General features: G+C 71.4%; 22 protein-coding genes, 5 tRNA genes and 1 riboswitch. Of the genes, 14 read left to right on the forward strand and 13 right to left on the reverse strand.

The window, feature by feature from the left end; translation table 11 throughout:
- Window positions 1–53 precede the first annotated feature (53 nt).
- Window positions 54–251: a helix-turn-helix domain-containing protein gene (locus ACWDEN_RS40095; protein WP_450862890.1), complete on the forward strand. Its 198-nt coding sequence runs from the start codon at window positions 54–56 to the stop codon at window positions 249–251.
- Window positions 251–1,453 carry a site-specific integrase gene (locus ACWDEN_RS40100; RefSeq protein WP_450862891.1) on the forward strand — a complete coding sequence of 401 codons (1,203 nt, stop codon included), beginning with the start codon at window positions 251–253 and terminating at the stop codon, window positions 1,451–1,453. Before ACWDEN_RS40095 ends, ACWDEN_RS40100 begins: the two co-directional genes overlap by 1 nt.
- 92 nt (window positions 1,454–1,545) lie before the next feature.
- Here the strand turns inward: ACWDEN_RS40100 and ACWDEN_RS40105 are convergent.
- The 4 genes from ACWDEN_RS40105 to ACWDEN_RS40120 form a co-directional block, all read right to left on the reverse strand.
- Window positions 1,546–1,619: transfer RNA gene (locus ACWDEN_RS40105), tRNA-Phe, on the reverse strand.
- Between the two features lie 24 nt (window positions 1,620–1,643).
- A tRNA-Asp gene (locus ACWDEN_RS40110) sits at window positions 1,644–1,718 on the reverse strand.
- Between the two features lie 36 nt (window positions 1,719–1,754).
- A tRNA-Glu gene (locus tag ACWDEN_RS40115) sits at window positions 1,755–1,827 on the reverse strand.
- 80 nt (window positions 1,828–1,907) lie between these two features.
- On the reverse strand, window positions 1,908–3,461 hold the full coding sequence (locus ACWDEN_RS40120; protein ID WP_450862893.1) for a metallophosphoesterase family protein: 1,554 nt from the start codon (window positions 3,459–3,461) through the stop codon (window positions 1,908–1,910).
- A gap of 115 nt (window positions 3,462–3,576) precedes the next feature.
- On the opposite strand from ACWDEN_RS40120, the gene ACWDEN_RS40125 reads away from it, so the two are divergent.
- From ACWDEN_RS40125 to ACWDEN_RS40150, 6 genes are all read left to right on the forward strand, one after another.
- A complete protein-coding gene (locus ACWDEN_RS40125) occupies window positions 3,577–3,927 on the forward strand; it encodes a metallopeptidase family protein (protein WP_228624376.1) in 351 nt (116 codons plus the stop codon).
- A gap of 107 nt (window positions 3,928–4,034) precedes the next feature.
- A complete protein-coding gene (locus ACWDEN_RS40130; RefSeq protein WP_450862895.1) occupies window positions 4,035–4,568 on the forward strand; it encodes a hypothetical protein in 534 nt (177 codons plus the stop codon).
- A 259-nt stretch (window positions 4,569–4,827) separates the two neighbouring features.
- Window positions 4,828–7,032, forward strand: coding sequence for a DEAD/DEAH box helicase (locus tag ACWDEN_RS40135; RefSeq protein ID WP_450862897.1), 2,205 nt, complete (start codon window positions 4,828–4,830; stop codon window positions 7,030–7,032).
- A gap of 116 nt (window positions 7,033–7,148) precedes the next feature.
- Entirely contained in the window at window positions 7,149–8,684 is a 1,536-nt protein-coding gene (locus ACWDEN_RS40140; protein ID WP_351600658.1) for an amino acid permease, read from the forward strand.
- 99 nt (window positions 8,685–8,783) lie between these two features.
- Window positions 8,784–8,856 (forward strand) — tRNA-Lys (locus ACWDEN_RS40145).
- 265 nt (window positions 8,857–9,121) lie between these two features.
- A complete protein-coding gene (locus ACWDEN_RS40150) occupies window positions 9,122–9,607 on the forward strand; it encodes a MarR family winged helix-turn-helix transcriptional regulator (protein ID WP_351600655.1) in 486 nt (161 codons plus the stop codon).
- A gap of 210 nt (window positions 9,608–9,817) precedes the next feature.
- On the opposite strand, the gene ACWDEN_RS40155 is transcribed toward ACWDEN_RS40150, so the two are convergent.
- On the reverse strand, window positions 9,818–10,468 hold the full coding sequence (locus tag ACWDEN_RS40155; protein WP_351600652.1) for an FMN-dependent NADH-azoreductase: 651 nt from the start codon (window positions 10,466–10,468) through the stop codon (window positions 9,818–9,820).
- A 146-nt stretch (window positions 10,469–10,614) separates the two neighbouring features.
- Here ACWDEN_RS40155 and ACWDEN_RS40160 point away from each other — a divergent pair, with 146 nt between their 5' ends.
- Window positions 10,615–11,283: a nitroreductase gene (locus ACWDEN_RS40160; RefSeq protein WP_351601179.1), complete on the forward strand. Its 669-nt coding sequence runs from the start codon at window positions 10,615–10,617 to the stop codon at window positions 11,281–11,283.
- Window positions 11,284–11,382: 99 nt separating this feature from the next.
- Window positions 11,383–12,111 (forward strand): SDR family oxidoreductase, encoded by a 729-nt coding sequence (locus tag ACWDEN_RS40165; RefSeq protein WP_351600649.1) that lies wholly within the window; start codon window positions 11,383–11,385, stop codon window positions 12,109–12,111.
- A 126-nt stretch (window positions 12,112–12,237) separates the two neighbouring features.
- On the opposite strand, the gene ACWDEN_RS40170 is transcribed toward ACWDEN_RS40165, so the two are convergent.
- The 5 genes from ACWDEN_RS40170 to ACWDEN_RS40190 are packed head-to-tail and all read right to left on the reverse strand — an operon-like array spanning window position 12,238 to window position 17,844.
- The gene (locus tag ACWDEN_RS40170) at window positions 12,238–12,699 is read right to left on the reverse strand and encodes a hypothetical protein (protein ID WP_450862901.1); all 462 of its coding nucleotides are present in this window, start codon (window positions 12,697–12,699) and stop codon (window positions 12,238–12,240) included.
- A complete protein-coding gene (locus tag ACWDEN_RS40175) occupies window positions 12,696–14,210 on the reverse strand; it encodes a hypothetical protein (RefSeq protein ID WP_450862903.1) in 1,515 nt (504 codons plus the stop codon). The genes ACWDEN_RS40170 and ACWDEN_RS40175 overlap by 4 nt, the downstream gene beginning before the upstream one ends.
- A complete protein-coding gene (locus ACWDEN_RS40180; protein ID WP_450862925.1) occupies window positions 14,207–14,773 on the reverse strand; it encodes an ATP-binding cassette domain-containing protein in 567 nt (188 codons plus the stop codon). The genes ACWDEN_RS40175 and ACWDEN_RS40180 overlap by 4 nt, the downstream gene beginning before the upstream one ends.
- 12 nt (window positions 14,774–14,785) lie before the next feature.
- On the reverse strand, window positions 14,786–17,155 hold the full coding sequence (locus tag ACWDEN_RS40185) for an FtsX-like permease family protein (protein ID WP_450862905.1): 2,370 nt from the start codon (window positions 17,153–17,155) through the stop codon (window positions 14,786–14,788).
- Window positions 17,152–17,844, reverse strand: a complete 693-nt coding sequence (locus tag ACWDEN_RS40190; protein ID WP_450862907.1) for an ABC transporter ATP-binding protein — start codon at window positions 17,842–17,844, stop codon at window positions 17,152–17,154. Before ACWDEN_RS40190 ends, ACWDEN_RS40185 begins: the two co-directional genes overlap by 4 nt.
- A gap of 220 nt (window positions 17,845–18,064) precedes the next feature.
- Here ACWDEN_RS40190 and ACWDEN_RS40195 point away from each other — a divergent pair, with 220 nt between their 5' ends.
- Window positions 18,065–19,690, forward strand: coding sequence for a sensor histidine kinase (locus tag ACWDEN_RS40195; protein WP_450862909.1), 1,626 nt, complete (start codon window positions 18,065–18,067; stop codon window positions 19,688–19,690).
- Window positions 19,654–20,298 carry a response regulator transcription factor gene (locus ACWDEN_RS40200; RefSeq protein WP_351600630.1) on the forward strand — a complete coding sequence of 215 codons (645 nt, stop codon included), beginning with the start codon at window positions 19,654–19,656 and terminating at the stop codon, window positions 20,296–20,298. Before ACWDEN_RS40195 ends, ACWDEN_RS40200 begins: the two co-directional genes overlap by 37 nt.
- Before the next feature lie 38 nt (window positions 20,299–20,336).
- On the opposite strand, the gene ACWDEN_RS40205 is transcribed toward ACWDEN_RS40200, so the two are convergent.
- A complete protein-coding gene (locus tag ACWDEN_RS40205; RefSeq protein ID WP_351600627.1) occupies window positions 20,337–20,969 on the reverse strand; it encodes a GTP cyclohydrolase II in 633 nt (210 codons plus the stop codon).
- A 131-nt stretch (window positions 20,970–21,100) separates the two neighbouring features.
- Complete coding sequence (locus tag ACWDEN_RS40210) at window positions 21,101–21,610, reverse strand: MarR family winged helix-turn-helix transcriptional regulator (RefSeq protein ID WP_351600625.1); 510 nt, start codon at window positions 21,608–21,610, stop codon at window positions 21,101–21,103.
- Window positions 21,611–21,672: 62 nt separating this feature from the next.
- Here ACWDEN_RS40210 and ACWDEN_RS40215 point away from each other — a divergent pair, with 62 nt between their 5' ends.
- A complete protein-coding gene (locus tag ACWDEN_RS40215) occupies window positions 21,673–22,806 on the forward strand; it encodes a dihydrofolate reductase family protein (RefSeq protein WP_351600623.1) in 1,134 nt (377 codons plus the stop codon).
- Between the two features lie 79 nt (window positions 22,807–22,885).
- On the opposite strand, the gene ACWDEN_RS40220 is transcribed toward ACWDEN_RS40215, so the two are convergent.
- A tRNA-Met gene (locus ACWDEN_RS40220) sits at window positions 22,886–22,959 on the reverse strand.
- A 285-nt stretch (window positions 22,960–23,244) separates the two neighbouring features.
- A riboswitch (cyclic di-AMP (ydaO/yuaA leader) is annotated at window positions 23,245–23,389 on the forward strand.
- Between the two features lie 9 nt (window positions 23,390–23,398).
- Here ACWDEN_RS40220 and ACWDEN_RS40225 point away from each other — a divergent pair.
- Window positions 23,399–24,424, forward strand: coding sequence for a M23 family metallopeptidase (locus ACWDEN_RS40225; RefSeq protein WP_351600620.1), 1,026 nt, complete (start codon window positions 23,399–23,401; stop codon window positions 24,422–24,424).
- Window positions 24,425–24,465 lie beyond the last annotated feature (41 nt).

Genomic DNA, 24,465 nt, shown 5'->3' on the forward strand with positions numbered 1-24,465 from the left:
GTAGCGGCCCCCAGAGAGGCCCCCGAAGGACTGTTCCCCGGAGGAGTCACCGCATGAGCACCGCCCTGCCCCCGAGCCACGAGGCGCTCACGGTCCCCGAGGTCATGGCCGCGCTGCGGCTGAGCCGCTTCAAGGTCTACGACCTCATCAGGTCCAAGCAGCTCCAGAGCTTCACCATCGGCCGCGCTCGACGCGTACCGGCCGATGCCCTCCGCACCTACATCCAGAACCGGTTGGGAGACGACGACTGATGGCCAAGCGTGCCAACGGCGAAGGCAGCATCACCATCCGCAAAGACGGCACGTACCACGGTCGCGTGTACGTGACCACGACGAGCGGCATCCGTAAGCGCGTCTCGGTCTACGGCAAGACCCGTGACGAGGTGCGGCAGAAGATCACCGAACTCCAGGCTCAGGAGAACCAGGGCATCCCGGTGCCCGACACAAACATGAACCTGGAGGACTACCTCACCTACTGGCTCGCCACGGTGGTCAAGGTCCACCGGCGCCCCAAGACCTACCAGGGCTACGAGAGCGTGGCGCGTGTCCACCTCGTTCCGGGACTCGGCCGGAAGAAGATCCGAACCCTCCGGGCCGCCGAGGTTCGGACGTGGCTCGCTCGCGTCGCGTCCGAGTGCCAGTGCTGCAAGCACGGCTGGGACAAGGAGCGTCCGGAGCCGGAGTGCTGCGCGGCGGGCGAGTGCTGCAAGACCCTGCTGTCCCGCCGCATGGTGCAGTCAATTCACGCCGTACTCCGCAACGCGCTGCAGAACGCCGTACGGGAGGAACTGATCGTGCGGAACGTCGCCCAGCTCGTACAGGTCCCTACGCCCTCGTACGACACCGGGAAGGGGCTGAGCGTCGCCGATGCCCGGCTTCTGCTCCGCGCATCCGGAGACGACCGGCTGCACGCCGTCTACGTGCTGGCCCTGGTCCTGGGGATGCGGCGCGGCGAGTTGCTGGGGCTTCGGTGGGACGCGGTCGACCTCGACCGAGAGACGCTCACCGTGGAGCGAGCGCTACAGCGCGTCGGGGGAGAGCTGCGACTCGTCAAGCCCAAGACCCTGGCATCCGTCCGCACGGTCCCACTACCGCCCCTCGTGGTGAAGGCGCTCACCGAGCACCGTGAGCGGCAGGCACAGGAGCGGGCCGCCGCGGGCGTGGAGTGGAAGGAAGAGGGTCTGGTCTTCACATCCCGCATCGGCACCCCGCTGGAGCCGGACAACCTCCGGCGTAGCTGGTATCCGCTCCGGGAGCGTCTCGGTCTGGAGATCCGGTTTCACGATCTCCGGCACTCGGCCGTCTCGCTGCTGCTGGACCTCGGGGTGCCGCCCCACATCGTCCGGCAGATCGTGGGTCACAGTGACATCGGGGTGACCATGAAGGTCTACGCGCACGCCTCCCTGGACGAGCAGCGGAAGGCGCTCAGGAAGCTGGGTGACACCCTCTCCTGAGAGTCGTTGGCGTATCGGTTGGCGTAGGTGGCACGAAAAAGCCCCTCCCCGGCGGAATCGGGGAGGGGCTCATGCCCTGGTGAGGGCGGCTGTGGCTGGGGCCGGGGTCGAACCGGCGACCTTCCGCTTTTCAGGCGGACGCTCGTACCAACTGAGCTACCCAGCCACGGTGTTTCACGTGAAACACCAGCGGTCCTGACGGGATTTGAACCCGCGGCCTCCACCTTGACAGGGTGGCGAGCACTCCAAACTGCTCCACAGGACCAAGCGTGCGTGCAACAGTGTCGCACACGGTATTGCGTGCCCCCAACGGGATTCGAACCCGTGCTACCGCCTTGAAAGGGCGGCGTCCTAGGCCGCTAGACGATGAGGGCTATCGGCCCGCCTGGGCGCTTCTCAGCGCGTCGGGGACGTGAGAAGCATATGGGATGGCGGGGAGGATCGCCAAAACGGTTTACGGCGAGGGGGCGGACGAGGCGGGGGTAGCGGGGGACGGGGTGCCCGGGGAGGGGGTGGTCCTCGGCCGGTTCTCGTCCGACAGATGGCGGCTGACCTCGGCCGTCGCCTCGCCCAGCCCGCCCAGTTTGATCGCGTCCCAGGCCTGGAGACGGTGGCTGTGGCGGTCGAAGTAGAGGATCGAGGCCTCGATGGGGGCGGGGTACGCGCGTTCCAGTGCCCGCAGCCCGCTTCCGCCCGTGGAACCCTCCATGCGCAGCCGGGTGCCGTAGGGCAGCATCTCGTCCCCCTCGTGGTGCAGATGGCCGCACAGCACCAGCGGCACCACGCCGTCCGTCTCGCGGGCCGCCGACGGCTCGTGGGCGATCGCCACATCGACCGGGGTGCCGGCCGCCCGCTGGTCGCGCAGGGCGCTGGCCAGCCGGTCTCCCGCAAGCCGCTCGGCCGCGTCCCCGCCGGGCACCACCGAGCGGTCGGGGGTGAACTGCGGGTCCCCGATGCCCGCGAAACGCAGTCCCGCGACCGTCTGCGCCCGGCCGTCGTCCAGGACGTGCACGTTCTTCATGCGCTCCAGATAGCGCTGGGTGGTCCGGGAGTCATGGTTGCCCCGCACCCAGACGTACGGCGCGCCCAGGTCCCGGACCGGGTCCAGGAAGCCGTTCTCCGCCGCCGTACCGTGGTCCATCGTGTCGCCGGAGTCGACGATCACGTTCACCTTGTACTGGTCCACCAGCGAGGCGATGATCTTCCAGCTCGCCGGGTTGAGATGGATGTCCGACACGTGCAGGACCCGGATGGTGGAGGGGTCCGGCTGGTAGGCCGGGAGCGTGGAGGTGACGTCGTAGAGCTTCGTCACGTTCGTCACCAGGCGGGCCAGCTCCTTCTGGTAGACGTCGAACTCCGTGACGATGCTGCGCGCGTTGCCGACCACCGCCGGTGCCGAGGTGAGCAGCCCGGAGAACTTCGGCTCGAGGATCGACTTCGGGTTCCAGGTGGCGTACGCGCTCGCCCCGGACGCGGCCAGCAGGGCCAGAGCGAGGCCGCCGGCGGCCAGGGAGCGGCGGGGGGTGCGGTAGACGGCGAGGCCGAGGGCCGTGGCGCCGGCGACCACGGCGACACAGGAGCGCACGGCCAGGTCCAGCGTGCCGTGCTCGACGTCCCTGGCGACCTCGTCCTGGAGGCCGGAGATCCGCTCGGGGTGGTCCACCAGGGCCTGGGCGCGGAGTGCGTCCAGCTGGTCCACGTTGACGTCCAGGCGGACCGGTGCCACATGGCTGTCCAGGGTGAGCGCGCCCAGCGGCGAGACGTTGATCTTCGTGCCGCCGGTGAGCGACGGGCGCAGCGCCATCGTCGTGTTCATCGGCCCGACCGGGGCCCGTACATTGCCGACGATCAGCAGGCCCAGCCAGGCGCCGACGAGGACCACGGCCGTCAGGCCGAGGGCGCGGAGCCAGGGATGGGGGCGGGCGGCGAGTTCCAGGGCGGGGAGCGGGCGGGCACCGCGACGGGCAGGGTGCGTGCGGCTCGTCGCGGGGCGCAGGCGGTTCGTCATCGTGCGGAGGGCTGCGACAGGGACGCGGACCATTGGTGCCGTATGCCCAAGTACGGGGGCGGATATGCGGTGCCGCACCACTCTCGTACGGGCCCTCGTACCGGACAATGACCATGTGCTGGAGATGACGCGCGAGGAGTTCGAGGAACTGGTCGCCGAGGCGCTCGACCGGATCCCGCCGGAGCTGATGCGGCTCATGGACAACGTGGCGGTGTTCGTGGAGGACGAACCGCCCGCCGACGACCCCGAGCTGCTCGGACTGTACGAGGGCACGCCGCTGACCGACCGGGGCGAGTGGTACGCGGGCGTGCTGCCGGACCGGATCACCGTCTACCGCGGGCCCACACTGCGGATGTGCGACTCCCGCGAGGACGTCGTCGCGGAGACCGAGGTGACCGTGGTGCACGAGATCGCCCACCACTTCGGCATCGACGACGCACGGCTGCACACCCTCGGCTACGGGTGAGCGCCCCGCCCCTGGGTGAGCGCCGGTGCGAACGCGGCGCGTGTCCTCTTGCGGGCGGCGGGAGTTGGGGAGGTTGACTTCTTTCCTTGCCTCCGGAGGTGGCCGCCGTGCGCCCCTTGTCCGTACCCGTCCGGCTCACCGTCACGGTGCTGGCCCTCGCCGCTGCCGCCGGCTGTGTGAACGTGGGTGACGACGCGGGCCCGGCCAGGCGCTCGCACTCGGCGGGGCGGCACGGCGGCGAGGCGCCCGACGGCGGCCCGGTGCACGGCGCCGGAGGTTTCGGCGGGCACGACGGCGCGGCCGACGACGGCAAGCACGAGCACGGCGGCAAGAAGAAGCCGGGAGAGAAGTCGGCCTCCCCGTCGGCCACCGCCCCGTCCGGCAAGGTCAGCTCGCCCGTGGCCCCCGCGCCGCCCGGCGGGCCCGGCCGGACCGTCGACCCCGGCGGCCCGGCGCCGAGCAATGCCCCGCCGACGCCGACGGCCACCTCCGCCCCGCCCGAGCCGCCCGCCTCCAGCCCGCCGCCGGCGACCTCCGAGCCCCCGTCGGCCGAGCCGTCCTCCTCGGCCCATCAGGCGGCGGGAACGCAGCTCGTCCAGCGCGAACCGGCACCGGAGCCCGGGGCGGGCGTCGGTTCGTGATCTCGGCACCTGGTCCCCGGGTGTGGTCGCCGGGGCACGGCGATGCGGCTCACCTGCGGAAACGGAGCCAGTTTGCGTTCAGGGGTGGTGGGTGCGTATGGTGGTAGATCGTTTGATCCCATTTGCCCGGCGCCACCACAGAGCGCGCCGTGTGGCGCGTACTCTCCTTTGCCGTGGCGGACCGCATCGAGGCGGTCGTGAGCGAATCACGGAGTTGACGGGCGCGTGCCGACGAGACTCCGGAAGGTTTCGCATTCGCATGTCCGTGTCCAGTACTGATCAGTTCGTCGTGTCCGAGAACGAGTTCAACGAGCTCAGCGAGCTCGACAAGGAGCTCGCCGACGCGACGGCCGAGATCACCGAGGCCCCCGAGGCCGCTGACACCACCCCCCAGACCACCTTCGCCGACCTCGGCCTGCCCGAGGGCGTCGTGCGCAAGCTCGCGCAGAACGGCGTGACGACCCCCTTCCCGATCCAGGCCGCGACCATCCCGGACGCCCTGGCCGGCAAGGACATCCTCGGCCGTGGCCGCACCGGCTCCGGCAAGACCCTCTCCTTCGGTCTGCCGACCCTGGCCCAGCTGGCCGGCGGCCGCACCGAGAGGAAGCGGCCCCGCGCCGTCATCCTCACCCCGACCCGCGAGCTGGCCATGCAGGTGGCCGACGCCCTCCAGCCGTACGGCGACGTCGTCGGCCTGAAGATGAAGGTCGTCTGCGGCGGCACCTCCATGGGCAACCAGATCTACGCCCTGGAGCGCGGCGTCGACATCCTCGTCGCCACCCCGGGCCGCCTGCGCGACATCATCAACCGCGGCGCCTGCTCCCTCGAGGACGTGCAGATCGCCGTCCTGGACGAGGCCGACCAGATGTCCGACCTGGGCTTCCTGCCCGAGGTCACCGAGCTGCTCGACCAGGTCCCGGCCGGCGGCCAGCGCATGCTCTTCTCCGCCACGATGGAGAACGAGATCCAGACCCTCGTCGACCGCTACCTGAACAGCCCCGTCTCCCACGAGGTGGACGCGGCCCAGGGCGCGGTGACGACCATGTCGCACCACATCCTCATCGTGAAGCCCAAGGACAAGGCGCCGGTCACCGCCGCGATCGCCTCCCGCAAGGGCCGCACGATCATCTTCGTCCGCACCCAGCTGGGCGCCGACCGCGTCGCCGAGCAGCTGCGCGACGCCGGTGTGAAGGCCGACGCGCTGCACGGCGGCATGACCCAGGGCGCCCGTACCCGCACGCTGGCCGACTTCAAGGACGGGTACGTCAACGTCCTGGTCGCCACCGACGTCGCCGCCCGCGGCATCCACGTGGACGGCATCGACCTGGTCCTGAACGTGGACCCGGCCGGCGACCACAAGGACTACCTGCACCGCGCCGGCCGTACCGCCCGCGCGGGCCGCACCGGCACGGTCGTGTCGCTCTCCCTGCCGCACCAGCGCCGCCAGATCTTCCGTCTGATGGAGGACGCCGGCGTCGACGCGGCCCGCCACATCATCCAGGGTGCCGGCGCCTTCGACCCGGAGGTCGCCGAGATCACCGGCGCCCGCTCCATGACAGAGGTCCAGGCCGAGTCCGCCGCCAACGCCGCCCAGCAGGCCGAGCGCGAGGTCACCCAGCTGACCAAGCAGCTGGAGCGCGCCCAGCGCCGTGCGACCGAGCTGCGCGAGGAGGCCGACCGGCTGGTCGCCCGCGTCGCCCGTGAGCGTGGCGAGGACCCGGACGCCGCGGTGGCCGAGGCCCAGGCGACGGCGGCCGAGGAGCTCGCGGCCGTGGCCGAGGAGCCGGCGGAGCGGGAGACCGAGCGCGAGGAGCGTCCGGCGGCTTCGGCGCCGTACGAGCGCCGGGAGCGGCGCGGCCACGACCGGGACCGGGGCTTCGACCGCGACCGCGGTGGTTACGACCGCCGTGACGACCGTGGTGACCGCGGTGGCCGTGGCTTCGAGCGTCGCGACGAGCGCCGCTCGTTCGACCGTGACCGTGCTGAGCGGGGCTTCGAGCGCCGTGAGGAGCGGGGCGACCGTGGTGGGCGGGGCTTCGAGCGCCGTGACGACCGTCGTCCGTTCGACCGTGACCGCCGTGACGACCGCGGTGGCCGTTCCTTCGACCGGGACCGTGGCGAGCGGGGCGGCCGCGGCTTCGAGCGGCGTGACGACCGCCGCGACGACCGCCGTGACGACCGTCGCCCGTTCGACCGCGACCGCGGTGAGCGGGGCTTCGAGCGCCGTGACGACCGCGGTGGCCGTTCCTTCGACCGGGACCGTGGCGAGCGTGGCGGCTTCCGCCGGGACGAGCGCGCCGGGCACCGGGGCAGCGACCGCCCGTTCAACCGTGACCGCCGCGACGACCGCCCGGGCTTCCGCACCGGCGGCCACGAGCGTCCCTTCGGCCGCCGTGACGACCATCGCGGCAACGGCTCCTTCGGCCGCCGCGAGGACAAGCCGCGCTGGAAGCGCAACGGCTGACGCCGGGTGAGCGCCGCCGAGTGACCTGAGAAGGGCCCGTACGACCACGTCGTACGGGCCCTTTTTCGCCACCGCGTGACGCATGTCACGCCCCCGGGGAGGGAATTGCTGGGGGCATGACAGATGACGCGAGAGTGAGCGGGCAGCAGGAAGCGTCCGGCCCGTCGGGCCTGTCGGACGAGGAACGGCTGGCCCAGCTCGGTTACACCCAGGTCCTCGCCCGCCGGATGTCGGCGTTCTCGAACTACGCCGTCTCCTTCACGATCATCTCGGTCCTGTCCGGCTGCCTGACCCTGTATCTCTTCGGCATGACCACCGGCGGCCCCGCGGTGATCACCTGGGGCTGGGTGGCGGTGGGCCTGATGACCCTGTTCGTCGGCCTGTCGATGGCCGAGATCTGCTCGGCGTACCCCACCTCGGCGGGCCTGTACTTCTGGGCGCACCGCCTGGCGCCACCGCGCTCGGCGGCGGCCTGGGCCTGGTTCACCGGCTGGTTCAACGTGCTGGGCCAGGTCGCGGTGACCGCCGGCATCGACTTCGGCGCGGCCTCCTTCCTCGGCGCGTACCTGAACCTGCAGTTCGGCTTCGAGGTGACCCCGGGCCGCACGGTCCTCCTCTTCGCGGCGATCCTGATCCTCCACGGCCTGCTGAACACCTTCGGTGTCCGGGTCGTCGCGTTCCTGAACGACGTGAGCGTGTGGTGGCACGTGCTGGGCGTGGCGGTGATCGTCGGCGCGCTCGCCTTCGTCCCCGACCACCACCAGTCGGCGACGTTCGTGTTCACGAAGTTCGTCAACGAGACGGGCTGGGGCAGCGGCACGTACGTCGTCCTGCTCGGCCTGCTGATGGCCCAGTACACCTTCACCGGCTACGACGCCTCCGCCCACATGACCGAGGAGACCCACGACGCGTCCACGGCGGGCCCGAAGGGCATCGTCCGCTCGATCTGGACGTCCTGGATCGCCGGCTTCGTGCTCCTGCTCGGCTTCACGTTCGCGATCCAGTCGTACGACAAGGAACTGACGTCCCCGACGGGCGCGCCCCCGGCCCAGATCCTCCTGGACGCGCTGGGAGCGACGACGGGGAAGCTGTTGCTGCTGGTGGTGATCGGCGCCCAGCTCTTCTGCGGCATGGCCTCGGTGACCGCCAACAGCCGCATGATCTACGCCTTTTCGCGCGACGGCGCGCTGCCCTTCTCCCGCGTCTGGCACACGGTCAGCCCGCGCACCCGCACACCCGTGGCGGCGGTCTGGCTGGCCGCGCTGGCCGCCCTGGTCCTCGGCCTGCCCTATCTGATCAATTCGACGGCGTACGCGGCGGTGACCTCGATCGCCGTCATCGGCCTCTACATCGCGTACGTCATCCCGACCTTCCTGCGGGTCCGCAGGGGCGCCGCCTTCGAGCGAGGGCCCTGGCACCTGGGCCGCTGGTCGGGCGTGATCGGCGTGGTCTCGGTGCTGTGGGTGGCCGCGATCACCGTCCTCTTCATGCTCCCGCAGGTCTCCCCGGTCACCTCGCAGACCTTCAACTACGCCCCCGTCGCCGTCCTGGTCGTCCTCGGCTTCGCCGCGACCTGGTGGCTCGCCTCGGCCCGTCACTGGTTCCTCACCGGGGAGCGGGCGGCCCCGGCCCCGAACCCGGTCGAAAAGTGACCATCCGAAACCTTGGTCCCCTCCCGACGCGGCCGCGTCACCGATACCCGATCGGAGACACGGCCTCGTCCGGCTATGCTCGGACAGGCAACATCGCCTGGGCCCTTAGCTCAATTGGCAGAGCAGTGGACTTTTAATCCATTGGTTGTGGGTTCGAGTCCCACAGGGCCTACGGCTGGTAGGCGGGGGGTATGGCCTCTGCCCTGCTACGCAGCGCCTGAGTCGGCTTCGGCCCGCTCGGGCGCTGCGGCGTTTTCGGGCCCGTGCGTGAGCGATGCGTGAGCGGATGTGCCCGTGGCCTGCGGTCCGGCTGGGACCTCGGCGGACGATCAGGCGGCTGTCGGACGGGGCCGGGGATGTTGCACTGCGATACCAGCGGCGCCGTCCCGCATATTTAGTTTCAGGCGATACCGTATCGAATGAAGTAGTCTGGCCTCATGGCCGCTGACGTTCCTCACCGCCCCACCACCTCGCATGCGACCGACCGCCCCGGGGACACGTCGCCTTTCGCTCTGGGTCTGCTGCTGCGCCGGGCGCACTGGCGCGCGGCCGCGGTGATGGGGGAGGCGCTTCGGCCGCTCGGCATCGAGTTGCGGCATTTCGCGGTACTGATCGAGCTGGTCAATCACGGGCCCACGGTGCAGCGGGATCTGGTGGCGGCGACGGGGTCGGACAAGGCCGGAATCATGCGGGTCGTGGACGACCTGGAGCGGAAGGGGCTGGCCGTACGCAAGCTCGTTCCGGGGGACCGGCGGGTGCGGGCGGTGGAGATCACTCCTCAGGGGCTGGAGCTCTTCGATGCAGTCCACGTCGCTGCGGAGCCTCTGGCTGAGCGTCTGGTTGCGGAATTGGGGCCCGGTGAGCCCGAGAAGCTGAGGGATCTGCTGACACGGCTTGCCCATCCGGCGGACGACGAGGCGTAAGCGCGCGGGCGCACCGGTTGTCGGCCGCGTCGGCGCCCTTGGTCTCATGCGGCTTCCACCGCGAAACCGGCATTGAGGGTGACGCGCCCGCATACGTGGCCGGCGGTGTGCTGTACAGGGCGCCACGGCCACCGTCGGAGGGGTGCACGCGCCGACGACGCCGTGTGACCTCCTGGGACGGGGCGTCACACGGCGTCCACGGCCAGGGGGTCACGCGGCGAGGCGCTCCGCGAGTTCTTTGGCCTTGGCGGTCGCGTCCTCGAAGGCGCGGTTGCGGGACGCCTCGTAGAGAGGGACCAGTTCTGACATGGCCGGGTTGCGGGGGGCCATGGTGAGCTCCGGGACGATGAAGTCGAGGTCCAGGCCGAGAGTTCCCCTGAGGACGGCCTCCAGATAGTTCTGTACGAACTCGTAGCCCTCGCGCGGGGTGCCCGGCGCGTAGGAGCCGCCACGGCTGGCGACGACGATCACCGGGGTGCCCTGGGCCGAGGGCGTCTCGCCCGCGGTGCGGCCGAGCAGGAGCACGCTGTCCAGCCACGCCTTGAGGGTCGACGGGATCGAGAAGTTGTACATGGGAGCACCGATCAGTACGGCGTCCGCCTCCTCCAGTTCCTCGATGAGCTTCACGCGTGCGGCGAACGCGGCGGACTGCTCCGGGGTGCGCTCGGCGGGGGCGGCGTAACCGGCGGACCATGCGGCGGCGGTGATGTGCGGGACAGGGGCGGCGGCCAGGTCGCGGTAGATCACCGTGCCCTCCGGGTGCTGTTCCTCCCAGGTCTTGCGGAAGGCGGCCGTGACCGAACGGGACGAGGACGCCTCGCCCGGGAACACGGACGAGTCGATGTGCAGCAGCGTGGCCATGGGTTTTCTCCAAGGAACGGCGCCCGAGGCGGGGAACCAGGGGCTGGGGATTCGCGCTCGATAATAGTTGCACACGATACGGTATTGAGTGATACCATTTTGAGTGTGATGAAGGTGAACCGGACCAGAGGTGGAGGCGGGTGATCGTGGACGTCTACGAGGCGGTCACGAGCCGACGAGCGGTGCGTCGGTTCACCGACCAACCCGTCCCGAGGAAGACACTGGAGCGCGTGCTGTCCGCCGCGGCCTGGGCGCCGTCCGGATCGAACCTCCAGCCGTGGCACACCTACGTGCTGACCGGCGCACCGCTGGCCGAACTCAAGAAACGGGCCGGCGAGCGCCTGGCCTCGGGCGACCCCTGGGACACGCCGGAGTACGAGATGTATCCGCCCGCACTGAAGTCTCCGTACCGCGAGCGCCGATCCGCCTTCGGCGAGCAGCGCTACGGTGCGCTCGGCATCGCGCGTGAGGACCTGGAGGCACGTCAGCGGGCCGCTGCCGCGAACTGGGACTGCTTCGGTGCGCCCGCCGCCCTGTTCTGCTACATCGACCGCGAGATGGGTTCGCCCCAGTGGGCCGATGTCGGCATGTATCTGCAGACCGTCATGCTGCTGCTCCGCGCCGAAGGGCTGCACAGCTGCACGCAGATGGCCTGGGCGAAGTACCACAAGACCGTCGCGGAGGTCCTGTCACCACCGGACGAACTCATCCTCTTCTGCGGCATGTCGTTCGGGTTCGAAGACGTCACAGCGGGTGACGCCCGTATGGGCCGGGCGCCGCTCGACGAGACGGTCACGTTCGTCGACGGTCTGTGACGCCATCCCTCCTCGGCCGATCAACGGGCCGTTTCATGCCGCATCCGTATAGCGGCCCATATGCCATATTGCGCACGTGATCAAGACGAAAGGCATGCCATGAAGATCGCAGTCATCGGCGGTACCGGACTCATCGGGTCACAGGTCGTCAAGAACCTGAACGCCGCCGGACACGAGGCGGTACCGCACTCGAAGTCCACCGGGGTCGACATCATCAGCGGCCAGGGGCTGGACGAGGCGGTGGCGGGAGCCGACGTCCTCGTCAACCTGACGAACTCCCCGACCTTCGACGAAGCCTCCCTGGCCTTCTTCCAGACCTCGATGGACAACCTCCTGGCGGCAGCCCACAAGGGCGGCGTCGGCCACTTCGTCATCCTCTCGATCGTCGGCGTGGAACACGTGCCGGAGTTGGACTACTACCGGGCCAAGGTGCTCCAGGAGAACATCCTCGCGGCCGGGTCGATCCCCTACTCGATCGTCCGGGCGACGCAGTTCATGGAGTTCATGGACGCCGCCATGTCCTGGACCGCCGACGCCGACACCGTCCGGCTGCCCGCCACGCCCATCCAGCCCATCGCCTCCAAAGACGTGGCCGCCGCGGTCGCGGAGGTCGCCGCCGGCGCCCCGCTGAACGGCATCCGCAACATCGCCGGCCCCGAGATCTTCACCCTGGACGAGCTGGGCCGGATCACCCTGTCCCACAAGGGCGACAACCGCACCGTCGTCACCGACCCCACCGCCGGCATGTTCGCCGTCGTCAAGGGCGACGTCCTCACCGACAAGAACGCCCACCTCGCCCCCACCCGCTACACGGACTGGCTCTCCTGACATCCCTCGCCGCCTGCGGGTCCTGTCCCATTGGTTGTGGGTTGCTGCTGCGCAGCGCCCGAGCCGGCTGCGTCGGCTCGGGCGCTGACTCGTCTCCGGGGCTTGCGCGGCAAGGGCCTGCCGGCATCACGGGGTCTTCGGAGGCTTCGGTGTCCGTGTCATGTGCTTGGCCCGGTCGACGCTGCAGACCTGCATCCCGAACGACCGCAGCCGCCACATCGTCTTCGACGAGGGCTTCCGGATGGTGTCGGCGCTCGGGTAGCCCTTGTCGTCGTGGGCGACGTCATTGAGCGCGTAGACCTTGCCGTCGGGTGCCGTGAAGGTGATGGCGAAGCCGTTGTACGGGGTCGTGTCGCAGCGGACGTCGCCCTCCTGGGGTTTCACCGGCCACGCGGAGCTGAGCTGGTCGGCGGTGATGTGTTGCGGATTGTGCGTCGCGGCCGGCCATTTCGTGAGGGCGTCGCCCTCCTGGGACGAGCAGGCGGACAGGATCAGAGGCAGGGCCAGACCGGCGGCCGTGGCGAGCAGTACTCCGGCTCGCGCCGTGCGTGTGCGGGTGCGCAACTGCGTGCGCGTGGGGGTGGTCATGAGTTCTCCGCCGCCTTTCGGGTCGCGTGCGTGATGCCGAGAGTGAAGAGAGCCGTGGCGACCAGGCTCACCGGGAGCGTCACCGACATGCGGTGCAGGTCGAGGTAGTTGGCCCACGAGTAGGGGATCAGCGGCCACAGCGTCCGCTGCATGGCGGTCCCGCCGACGAGCACGCCGAAGAGGATGCCGATGATCCCGACGACCGCCGCGACGGCCTGTGACGTACGGATCGCCAGCCACAGGGTGAGCGTGGCGAGCATCGCACCGACCGTCGCGCTGGTGAGCGCGAGCGGCCAGGCATGCCCGGCCGGAATGCCGGCCGTCAGACAGAGGAGCGCGGTGATCAGCGACACGGCGACCGCGATGGCGACCGTGACGAGCGTGAGCACGACAGCGGGGCCCGAGATGCCGGTGGCGCGAGAGGCGACCGCCCGCCAGCCCTGACCGCCGGCGCTCCAGACCACCAGGCCCAGAACCAGGGCGCCGATGGGCAGGACCAGCAGAGTGAACAGCTGGACACTGGCGTTCGGGTCGTGCCAGGACAGCCACAGCGCGATCAGTGCGACAGTGCCGGGGCACAGCCAGGTCAGTGCGGTGCCGCGGAGCATGCCGAGTACGGCGGCGACCACCCGGGGCCTGCCCGGTTCGAGGCGGGGGGCGGGCTCCGTCACCGTGCCCAGGATCGCCGTGGCTCCTGGTGCGAAGACCTGCCGGTCGAGTGTCGTCCGGTGCTTGGCGCTCCGGCTACCGGACGGGCGCAGCCGCGGCAGCAGCAGGAACGGGGCCGCGAGCAGCGCGCCCAGGAGCGCGGGCGGCCAGGGGGAGGCACCGGCCGGCGCGGAGTGGCTTTCCAGGGCGACACCGTTGGCGTGCGTGCCGAGGACCGGCAGGGCCCCGCGGTCCAGCCAGGTGAACGGCAGGACCGTCCAGGTGGCCGACTCGGCGTTCACCACCCCCAGCACCGTCCACACGAACCCGGCGGCGAGGGCCGCCACCGGAGGCAGCTGCCGGGCCGGCCACAGGGTCAGGGCCAGCAGGCCGAGTTGGGAGACCCAGGGGACCAGGACGGCCTCGACCGCGCGGTCGGTGGGGACCCGCTGGGTGCTGGACAGCAGCCCGAGTGCCAGCAGGGGTGCCCCGGCGCCGAGCACATTGAGCAGGAGGGACCGCGCGGCCAGGACGGCGAACCGGCTCAGGTGCCGGTACCCCGGGGGCACGGGCCGGCACCAGGTGCCGCCACCTCGGGCGCCGCGGTCGATGCGGGCCGCGGTGACCACCAGCAGCACGGTGAGCATGGGGCCGACGAACATCGCCCACAGGTTCTGGTAGCCGAGGAGGTCCTTCCAGGTCTTGCCGGGGCCGGTGGAGAGAAACATCGCGCTGTTGGCGAGCCCGAAGGCCAGTCCGCCCAGGGGCAGGTACGCGACGGTGCTGCGTCGCCAGACGGCGCGCTCGGCACGCAGGGTCGCGGGCAGGCCGACGAGCGGCGTCAGGGGTACGAGGGCGGTCATCGTGCCGCCGTCCGGGCTTCGCCGGCGGCGCCGGCCAGCGCGAAGTAGGCGCGTTCGAGGTCCCCGTCCGGCGCCAGATCGGTCAGACTTCCCTGGTAGCGCAGGCGCCCCTGTGCGATCAGGCCGATGTCGTCGGCGACCGAGGCGACCTCGCCCAGCAGATGGCTGGAGAGCACGATGGTGCGCCCGGTGTCGGTGAAGCGGCGCATCATGGCGCGCAGCGCGGCGATGCCCTCCGGGTCGAGGCCGTTCTGCGGTTCGTCCAGGATGAGCAGGTCCGGGTCTCCCAGCATGGCGATGGCCAGGGCCAGGCGTCCCTTCATGCCGGTGGAGAAGGCCTTCGCCTTCTTCCGGTCGCTGCTGTTCAGTTCGACCGTGTCCAGCGTACGGCCGACCTCCGCCTCGGACAGTCCGAGCAGATGGGCGTGCACCATCAGGTTCTGCCGGGCGGACAAGTGACCATAGAAACTGGGGCCGTTGATGCTCGCTCCGATGCGGGACAGGGCCCGCCTCTCCCAGGGCCGGCCGAACAGCCGCACCTCTCCCCTGTCGGGAGGCAGCAGGCCCCGCCCTCGCTACTCGCTTCTCAGGGCCTCCGCCGTCCTCGTCCTCGCCGCCCACCCTGCGGGCAGCAGCGCTCCCGCCGTGGCGATCACCAGGCCGCCCAGTACCAGCGCGACCAGCACAGGCGGTGAGTACACCGCGGTGTCCGCCTTGGGGAGGGCCGTGCCTGCTGCGCGGCCCATCACGGGCAGTACCCACCGGTGCAGGGCCACGCCGAGCGGCACGCCGACCGCACCGGCCGCCAGCCCGGTCCCGGCCACCGAGGTGAGCACCATGGCGACGGTCTGCCTCGGCGACATGCCGAGCGCTTTGAACACCCCGAGGTCGTGCACGCGTTCACGGGTGTCCAGCAGCACGGTGTTGAGGACACCGAGCCCGGCCACCGCGACCAGCATCAGGGTGAACATCGCCACCAGCGCGTCCATGGCGATGATCGTCGGGTTGACCCTGTCACCGGACGGGAGCACCAGGATGCCCGGCGGTTGCAGGGCCTTGCCCAGCGAGGCCGCGTAGGCCGTGGCGTCGGTGCCGGGCTTCAGGTCGATGTCGAACTGCACCGTCTCGGAGGGGATCCTGAGGCGGAGGCCGGCCAGGGAGGAGCTGTCGGTCAGCATGACCATGCCGCCCTCGCGGACGTCCATGTCCTCGCCGACGATCCGCACCGCCGCGCGGCGGCCGTTCGCGGTGAGGGTGACGGTGTCGCCGACGTGCGTTCCGGTGGCCCGCAGGAAGCCGTAGGGGACGACCGCCTGGCCGGGGCCGTGGCACCAGGTTCCGGAAACCAACTGGTAGGCGCCCCAGGAGTAGTCGCCCCCGTAGCCCCGATAAGCGGTCACGTGGACGGAACCGGTCAGACCGGCCACACGGACCTGGGTCTGTTCCGTGCTGAAGTACCGCCGGGTGCCCGGCTGCGCCGCGATCTTCGTCGCGATCAGCGCCGGATCGACCGTGTCCTGCGCCCCCTTGCCGGACGGTGGTGCGATGTCCTGGACCATGACCGCGCCCGCATCCCTGCGGTCGAGTCCGTTCTGGACGCCGTTCACCGAGACCGCCAGGCCGGTCCCGAAGGTCACCCCGACCGTGCCGAAGACGACGGCCGCCGCCACCGTCGCCGAACGGGCGGGCCGGGCGAAGGGGTTCGCCAGCCCCAGGCTCAGGGCGCGAGGCAGCGGCAGCCCGGCCAGCCACCGCTGGACCGCCCGGCCACGGGCCGCCCGCGGGGTCCGGCCCACGGCGAGCGCCTCGACCGTACGCAGCCGCCCGGCACGCAGCGCGGGGACCAGCGCCGTCGCCACGACCACGGCCAGCGCGACGGCGGGCACGGCGAGGTCGATCCACGGTGCGACGGCCGACGACCCCGTGCTGTAGGCGCGTTGGGCCTCGTGCAGGGCCGGGATCGCCATCAGGTTGCCGAGCACGACGCCGAGAACGCTGCCGGCCGAGGCGGGGATCAGCGCTTGGGCGACGTAGGCGCGGACCACGTGCGCCGGGGCGAAGCCCAGGGATTTCAGGATGCCGATGCGCCTGGTCGCCGAGCCGGCCGCGCCACTGACCACCGTGCCGATGACCAGCACCGACATGACCAGGCTGAGCACCCCGAAGGCGACCACGAAGGGGACGAAGGTCGCTTCGGTGCGGTTCGCGGACCGTTCGGTCTGGAGGTAGGAGGAGGCCCCGGTCAGCGACCCCGGTGGTACGGCGGCCTCGACGGCCTTGCGGTCGGCGGTGACGTCGGCATCGGTGGCGGCGCCGCGGAAGCGGTAGAGCATCTGCAGGCCGGGCCTGCCGCCCCGGGCGGTCAGGGACGTGAGCTGCGCCGGAGAGACCCAGGCGTCCGCGGTCGCGGTCACCGACCGGGCCAGTCCTACGACGGTCAGCACCGGCCTGCCCGGCAGGTCCGGGAGGGACAGCCGGTCGCCCAGGCCCAGCGGCGGGTTCCGGTCGCTGAGCACGATCTGTCCGCCGCCCGTGGCCCAGTGGCCCGCGGTGAGCACCAGGTCGTCGACCGCTCCTGCGGTGTCCGCCCGGCCGACCACGCTCATCTCGGGCATGACACCGCCCACCGGCAACCGCGACGTGTTGGCCCCGACCCGCGGGGACAGCGACAGCACCGGGTAGGGACCGGCCGCGGCGGTCACCCCGGAGACGTGTGCGGTCGCCGCCACCTGCGCGGCAGGGGCCCCGGCCGGGTCGAACCAGGCGGTCAGCTGCGCCCCGCGCTGCTTGGCGAAGGCATGCTCGAACGGCGCCCGCGAGGCGACCAGCAGTCCGGTCGCCAGCACGGCCGCGGCCACCGCCATCGTCGTGGTCAGCACCATCACCAGGGTCTGCATCCGGCGTCGGCCGACACCGGCGCGGACCACCTTGCCCAGCGCGCTCATCCGGCCACCGCCCGCATGACGTCGCGCGCGATCCGGCCGTCGACGAGTTCGACGGTGCGGGTCGCGCAGGAGGCCGCCAGCGCGGTGTCGTGAGTGACCAGCACGATCGTCTGCCCCTCGCGATTCAGCTCGGCCAGCAGGTCCCTGACCTCCACCGCGGAGGCGCTGTCCAGCGCACCGGTCGGCTCGTCGGCCAGCAGCAGACGCGGACTGTTCATCAGCGCCCTTGCCACCGCGACCCGTTGCCGCTCACCGCCGGAGAGACGGCCGGGGAAGGCGCGCGCGTGCCGGGCGATTCCCAGGCGCTCCAGCAGGTCGGCCGCCCGGTGGCGGGCCAGGGCGCGCGGTCGGCCCGCCAACTGCGCCGGCAGCAGCACGTTGTCCGCCACGGTCAGGTCGTCCAGCAGGTTGAAGAACTGGAAGACCATCCCGATCCGCTCCCTGCGGTACTTCGCCAGCTCGGTCTCGCCCAGCCCGTCCAGGCGGAGTCCGTCCACGGTGACGGTGCCCTCGGAGGGCCGGTCCAGCCCGGCGATCAGGTTGAGCAGGGTGGACTTGCCGCTGCCCGACGGCCCGAGGACCGCCAATGCCTCACCGGCGTTCACCACCAGGTCCAGGCCGGCCAGCGCCGGGGGGCCGCCGTCGTACTTCTTGCTCGCGTCGCGGATCTCGATGATCGGCGCGGTCACGGGTCCTCCCACGTGTCGGGGCAACGACCGGGGCGCCGCTCCTGCGGTGTCCCTCGAAGCCGCCGAAGAAGCTAGGGAAAAACGGGAGTTCGCCGACACGGGGCTGAGCGGGGTCCTGGGGGTGTAGCTGGCTACATCCCTGTTCCGGGGCCCAGGGCCGATGCCGGCCGATGCGGCCGGCTCGCACACTGGTCCGGAGCGACAGGGGAGGAGAACGGACGTGAGCAGTGGTGCGATCAGCCCGGGCAGGGAGCCGCGGGGGCAGGAGCGTGCTCGGCAGCCCACGCCGGGGCGCGCGCGGGAACCGGAACCCGAGCCGTCCCGGGTCGGCAGGGGCGTCCTGGCGACGGTCCGACTGGGCGCGGTCTGGGGCGTCAGCCTGGTCGGGGCCGCGGCCCTGCTGGCCGTCCCCGGACTGCTTGTGGTCGACCTGGTGATCCGGGCGTGGCAACCGCCGGCCTCCGCGATGACGAGCGGCGCCGGCAAGGACAGGTACCACTTCTGGCTGCTGACACTCCTCGCCCTGCTTCCCTGCGCGGTGCTGGGGGCGCGCCGGCTCGTCCGCGGTGGTGAGGCGGGCCGGGCCGGCGAGGGCGTCTTCGGGAAGGGCTGGGCGGCGCTGCTGGTCCCGCCGGTCCTGACGCTGGCCGCCCTGGCGGTCCGTCACGGGCCGCTGCCCGGCGGCGACCACGGCGTCGTGTGGCTCAGCGTGCCGCTGCTCCCCTGCAGCCTGCTGGGCATGCGCTGGGTGGCCGGGCTGCACCGGAGGATGGCGGGTTCGTGGAGCGGGGTGCCCGTCCCGGTGCCGTACCGTGCCGCGCCCGCCACCGGCGGACGATCGCTGTGGGGGCGAACCCGGCTGTGGACACGGTGGATCCTGACCGACCCGGGGACCTGGCGGGACCTGCTGTGGACCTCCTTCACCGGGGGCGTGGGCTGTGTCCTCGCCGCGCTGGTCGCCCTCCCCGTCTACGTCGCGGCGCAGCTGCTCGGCACGTTCCTCGGTTCCGCCTCGCTGCAGCCCCCCAACGTGCATGTGTTCCTGGTACTCCTCACGGTGACGACGGCGTTGGTGACGTTGCTGCCGCTCGTGCTGTGGGCCGCGCCCCGGCTGATGGCGGCGTACGGCAGGTCGGCCCGCCATCTGCTGGGTCCCAGCCGGCAGGAGGAACTGGCGCAGCGCGTCGGCCACCTGGCGCAGACCCGGTCCGACACCCTCGACGCCGGGGCGGCCGAGATGCGCCGGATCGAGCGCGATCTGCACGACGGCGCGCAGGCCCGGCTGGTGGCCATGGGTATGGCCCTGGACACGGCGGAACACCTGCTGGCCACCGACCCCGAGGCGGCGCGGAGCATGCTGGCCGAGGTCAAGGAGTCCTCGGCGCGGGCGCTGGCGGAACTGCGTGACCTGATCCGGGGCATCCACCCGCCGGTACTGGCCGACCGGGGCCTGGCCGACGCGGTGCACGCACTCGCCCTCGACCTGCCGTACCGGCTGCACTTCACCTCGGACCTGCCGGGCCGGGCGCCCGCTCCGGTGGAGTCGGCGGCCTACTTCACGGTGAGCGAACTGCTGGCCAATGTGACCAAGCACGCGGAGGCCCGGCAGATATGGATCGAGATCGGCCATGACGGCGGCGCGGCCACGGGTACGCTGCGGATCACCGTCACCGACGACGGCCGGGGTGGGGCCGATCCCGCGGCCGGCACGGGGCTGCGCGGTGTCGAGCGCCGCCTCGCCGCCTTCGACGGAGTACTCGCCGTCAGCAGCCCGCCCGGCGGTCCGACCATCGTGAACATGGAGATCCCGTGCGCGTTGTCATCGCCGAAGACCTCTTCCTCCTGAGGGACGGCCTGACGCGCCTGCTGGAGGCACACGGATTCGAGGTGGCGGCGGCCGTGGACAACGGCCCCGACCTGCTGGCCGCGGTGGCGGCGGAGAGCCCCCAGGCGGCGATCGTGGACGTACGACTGCCACCGACCTTCACCGACGAGGGCCTGCGCGCCGCACTGGAGGCCCGGCGGCTCACCCCCGGGCTTCCGGTCCTGGTCCTCTCCCAGTACGTCGAGCAGCTCTACGCCCGCGAGTTGCTGGCCGCCGGACAGGGCGGCACGGGGTACCTGCTGAAGGACCGGGTGATGGACGGCGCCCAGTTCATCGACGCGGTGCGACGCGTGGCGGCGGGCGGCACCGCGATGGATCCCGAGGTGATCGCCCGTCTGCTGGCCCACAACTCCGCGGACGGCGCCGTGGCCGCACTGAGCCCGCGCGAGCGGGAGGTGCTCGCGCTGATGGCGGAGGGGCGTTCCAACGCTGCCATCGCCCAGCACCTGGTGATCACCGAGCGGTCGGTGTCCAAGCACACGGCCTCGATCTTCACGCGGCTCGGCCTGCAGCCCTCCGACGACGACAACCGGCGCGTCCTCGCGGTGCTGGCGTACCTCAACCGCTGAGTGCGGTGATCGGTCGTGGTCCGGCCGAGCCGCCGGGCTCAGCTCACGCTCAGTTCCGCGAGCGGCAGCGTGTGCCGGGTCTGGAGGACCTTCGCGCGCAGGTAGCGGACGTTGTGGGCGGTGGTGAAGACACCGGTCGGCACCCGGTCCCGTACGACCACGTCCAGTTCCCGCAACTGCTCGGCCTTGTCGGGGTTGTTGGACAGCAGGTCCAGCTCCCCGATGCCGAGGGCGGCGAGCATCTGCGCGGCGGCCGTGTAGTCGCGGGCGTCCTCCGGCAGGCCGAGCGCGGCGTTCGCCTCGTAGGTGTCGAGGCCCTGGTCCTGGAGGGCGTAGGCGTCGAGCTTGTTGTAGAGGCCGATGCCGCGGCCCTCCTGGCGGAGGTAGAGCAGGACTCCGCCGCGGTCGGCGATGCGCTCGACCGCCTCGCGCAGCTGGGGTCCGCAGTCGCAGCGGGCCGAACCGAAGACGTCGCCGGTCAGGCACTCGGAGTGCAGGCGCACCAGTGGGACGGTGCCGGGGGCGGGGTCGCCGAGGACGACGGCGACATGCTCCTGGCCGTCGGCCAGGCCGTGGAAGGTGACGAGTTCGGCGTCGACGCCGTAGCCGTCGTGGAAGCGCAGCGGTACCCGGACGCGGGCGCGCGGCGTGGCGGCGGGGATGTCGGGCATGCGGGTCCCTCCGGGTGCGGACAGGTGCAGGTGCTTCAGATTTGAAGCAGCGCTTCGCACGGACCCTACCCCATGTTTCAAACTTAAAGCAATCAGGAATCACGAACGGCGGGAATCACGAACAGCGGGAATCACGAACAGGACGAACGGCGCCGCCAGGGCACGTCCTCCGTCCCGGACTCGGCGTCGCCGCCCTGCAGCCCGCGCGCGATCCCCGTGCAGATCTCCTCCAGCTGCCGCACCTGCTCCGGAGTGAGCCGGTCGAACAGGGTGGCGCGCACGGTCTCGACATGCCCGGGCGCCGTGCGCTCCAGTGCGGCCATCCCCTCGTCCGTCAGTACGGCGATGCTGCTGCGCTTGTCCCATCGGCAGTCCTCCCGCCGTACCAGCCCGTCCCGCTCAAGGCGGGTCACCGCGTACGTCAGCCTGCTGCGCGTGATCTTCAGCGACTCGGCGAGGTCGGTCATCCGCAGCCGCCGGTCGGGCGCCTCGGACAGGTTGGCCAGCACGGAGTAGAACAGGTGCGGCATGCCGGCGTCCTGCTGGAGCTGTCGGTCGATCGCGTCCTCCAGAAGGTGCGTCGCGGCCATGTACGCGCGCCAGGCGCGCTGCTCCTCGGGGCTGAGCCAGCGGGTCGTCATGCCGCCAGTGTAAGTTTGTTTCAAACTTGAACCAAGACTCGCCTCGCAGGGAGACCGCGCCGATGTCGTACCCGTACGTGCTGCTGTCCGCCGCCGTCTCTCTCGACGGCTACCTGGACGACACCGGCCCCGACCGGCTCCTGCTGTCCAGCCCGGCCGACTTCGACCGGGTCGACGCGGTACGGGCCTCCGTCGACGCCATCCTGATCGGCGCCGGCACGATCCGCGCCGACAACCCGCGACTGCTGGTCAACTCCGCCGAGCGCCGCGCGGCGCGGGTGCGGGCGGGCCGGCCGGAGTACCCGCTGAAGGTGACCGTCACCGCCACCGGCGACCTCGACCCCGATGCCAACTTCTGGCACACCGGCGGCGACAAACTCGTCTACACGACCGACGAGGGCGCCGAGCGGGCCGTCCGCCGCGTCGGCGGCACCGCCGACGTCGTCCCGCTCGGCCCCGGCCTCGACTGGCGGGCCCTGCTGTCCCACCTGCACGACGTGCGCGGGGTCGGACGGCTGATGGTCGAGGGCGGCGGCACGGTCCACACCCAGCTGCTCCAGCTGGGGCTCGCCGACGAGCTCCAGCTGGTCCTCGCGCCGCTGTTCGTCGGCGACCCGGCCGCGCCCCGCCTGTTCGGCCCCGGCGGCTACCAGGCCGGCCGGCTGCGCCTGACCGAGACCCGCCGGATCGAGGACGTTGTTCTCATGCGCTACGAGCCCACGGCCCCCGGCACGGGTGCCGTCGCCACCGCCGCCGACCGTCACTGGCTGCGCACCGCCTGCGAGCTGGCCGCGCTGTGTCCGCCCTCGCGGACCGCGTTCAGTGTGGGGGCGGTGGTGGTCGCGGCCGACGGTACGGAGCTCGCGCGGGGTCACTCGCGCGAGGGAGACGACCCAGTGGTCCATGCGGAGGAGGCCGCCCTCGCCAAGCTCGACCCGGCGGATCCGCGGCTGGCCGGCGCCACGGTGTACAGCAGCCTGGAGCCCTGCGCCCGGCGGGCCTCGCGGCCCGCGCCCTGTGCCGAGCTGATCCTTCGGGCGGGGGTGCGCAGGGTGGTCACGGCCTGGCGGGAGCCGGACACGTTCGTGGACGCGGCCGACGGGAGCGGCGTCCTGGCGAAGGCGGGCGCGGAGGTGGTCGTCCTGCCCGAGCTGGAGGGCCCCGCCAAGGCGCCGAACGGGCATCTGCTGGGGTGAGCCCGCCCCGGCCCGTCCCGTACAGGGGCGGAAAGCACTCAGGGCCGGAATCCCATGGATTCCGGCCCTGAGTCTTCAGTAGCGGGGACAGGATTTGAACCTGCGACCTCTGGGTTATGAGCCCAGCGAGCTACCGAGCTGCTCCACCCCGCGTCGTTGTGTCTCTACTGTACACCACCCGGTGTGCCGCCCGGCGCCACCTGATCGTCTTCACCCACAGTGACCGGACGGACGCCCTCCGCATAACATCTGAGTCACCATCAAAAACGCCGAGACTCCTGAGCGGCGGCCAACTCGCCCCATTTGCCGCACTCCTGGCCGGTAAGTCCCGCTCGGAAAAGGTTAATGATCAAGCCGAACGGCTTGGAAAGTGACTCGCAGGTCTATTAACGTTCGATAACGCAGCGCGGTCGTCCCAGCCGCCACAAGAGGCGGCTCCGTGCGCACGCGCCTAATCCCGCAAGGGAGCCGGGGAACCACCACCTTGGGGTGAATCGCGCGGATACCGGCCGGTATACGCGCGTAGGAGACCTTCCTGCTCCGAACCCGTCAGCTAACCCGGTAGGCGGAGGAAGGAAAGGAGTACGCCCGAGTGGCGTCCAACCGGCCCGCCCCAGAAGCCCCGTTCGTGCCCCCGCAAGCCCAGCCGGAGACCTTCGGCTACGGCGCCTACCGCGCCGAGGAGGGGCCCTGGGAGGAGTGGAACCCCACCGAGGACTCCGTCTCCCCGGTCCGTGGCCGGCACCGCGTCGCCAAGCAGCGCGGCGGCTTCGCGCGCAGCTCCACCGTCCTCGGCGTCGGCGTGATGGCCGCGGTCGGCGCGGGCGGCATGGCCAGCGCCAACACCGGCAAGCCGCCGGTCTCCATATCCCTGCCGGACCTGAACTCCGTCGAGCACATCTTCGGCGGCTCCTCCGACACGCCCCAGGCCACCGCCACCGGCCTCAGCAAGGTCGGTGTGACCACCGACAGCGCCGGCGGCGGCAACGCCGGCGAGGCCCTGCGCAACCGGATCATGGCCCAGGCCGAGCAGCAGCAGAACAAGGCCGACAGCAAGGCCACCGTCGCCGCGATCGCCGCGGCCGACAAGCAGACCGCCGCCGCGGCCGCCAAGGCGGAGCAGGCCGCCGCCGCCGAGGCCGCCGACGCCAAGGCGAAGGCGGAGGCCGACGCCAAGCAGGCCGCCGAGGCCAAGCGGCTGGCCGAGCTGGCCAAGGAGTACACGCTGCCGGTCGTCTCGTACACGATCACCGGAACCTTCGGGCAGCCCGGCGCGATGTGGTCCTCCGGCTACCACACCGGCCTCGACTTCGCCGCCCCCACCGGCACCCTCATCAAGGCCGTCCACAGCGGCACGGTCACCCAGGCCGGCTGGGCGGGCGCCTACGGCTACCGCACCGTCATCACCCTGGACGACGGCACCGAGCTGTGGTTCTGCCACCAGTCCTCGATCAACGTCTCCGTCGGGCAGAAGGTCTCCACCGGCCAGGTCATCGGCCGCGTCGGCGCCACCGGCAACGTCACCGGCCCGCACCTGCACCTGGAGGTCCACCCGAACGGCCAGGCGACCGCCATCGACCCGGCGCCGTGGCTGCGGGACAAGGGCCTCACCCCCTGACGCCTCCGTTCGGGCGATCCTGACGCCGGTGGTGGAATGCG

It is taken from the genome of Streptomyces sp. NPDC001153, assembly GCF_053598315.1.